Genomic DNA, 1,128 nt, shown 5'->3' on the forward strand with positions numbered 1-1,128 from the left:
AGCACTCGCCGCTGAGCTGGCAAAAGACATCAAGTCTGAAAAAGATCTCGGCACCCTCACCCAACAGCTGATCAAGCTCACCGTCGAGACCGCGCTCAATGCCGAGATGGACGAGCATCTGGGCTACGAGAAACACGCCCCACAAGGCCGCGGGACCGGCAACAATCGTAATGGCTATTCCACCAAGCGCCTAAAAGGGCAGCACGGGGAGGTCACCATCCAGGCCCCTCGTGACCGTAACTCGTCCTTCGAGCCTCAGTTTGTCCGCAAGGGCCAGTCCCGTCTGACCCAGATGGACGACCAGATCCTCGCCCTCTACGCCAAGGGCTTGAGCACCCGGGATATCGTTGACGCGTTCAAAGAGATGTATGACGCCGACATCTCGGCGGGGCTGGTATCGAAGGTGACCGAACGCGTCATCGAGCAGGTCCACGAATGGCAAAACCGGCCGCTGGATCCGCTCTATCCCATCGTTTATCTGGACTGCATTGTGCTGAAGATCCGCGAGAACCAGCGGGTGATTAACAAGTCGCTCTATCTGGCACTGGGCATCAATATGGAGGGTCACAAGGAGCTGTTGGGCCTGTGGCTGGCCGAGACCGAAGGGGCAAAGTTCTGGCTGTCGGTCCTGACCGAGCTGAAGAACCGCGGCCTGGAAGACATCCTGATCGCGTGTGTGGATGGTCTCAAGGGCTTCCCTGATGCCATTGCCGTGGAGTATCCCCAAACCAAGGTGCAACTGTGTATCGTCCACATGGTCCGCAACTCGCTGCGCTATGTCTCCTGGAAGGACTACAAGGCGGTGACGGCGGAGCTGAAGCAGATCTACCAGTCTGCGACGGAACGTGAGGCTCAGCAGGCGCTGGCGGCCTTCGGCGAGCGCTGGGATAGCCAGTACCCGCAGATAACGCGCTCCTGGCAGAGTAACTGGGTTAATCTGATCACGCTGTTCGATTATCCCCCCGCCATCCGGAAGGTGATTTACACCACCAATGCGATCGAGTCACTGAACAGCGTGCTGCGTAAAGCGACCAAGCAAAGGAAGCTGTTCCCGACCGACGACTCGGCGCTCAAAGTGGCGTTTCTCGCGATACAGCAGGCCGCCAAGAAATGGACCATGCCGATCCA

The 1,128-nt window shown here is 58.5% G+C and carries 1 protein-coding gene; it reads left to right on the top strand.

Features of this window, described 5'->3' with window-relative positions; all coding sequences use genetic code 11:
• Nucleotides 1–1,128 (top strand): IS256 family transposase (locus tag GWQ22_RS21485; RefSeq protein ID WP_275931626.1); only part of this gene is annotated, 1,128 nt, incomplete at both ends.

It is taken from the genome of Aeromonas sp. 1HA1, assembly GCF_029237385.1.
Lineage (GTDB): Bacteria > Pseudomonadota > Gammaproteobacteria > Enterobacterales > Aeromonadaceae > Aeromonas > Aeromonas popoffii.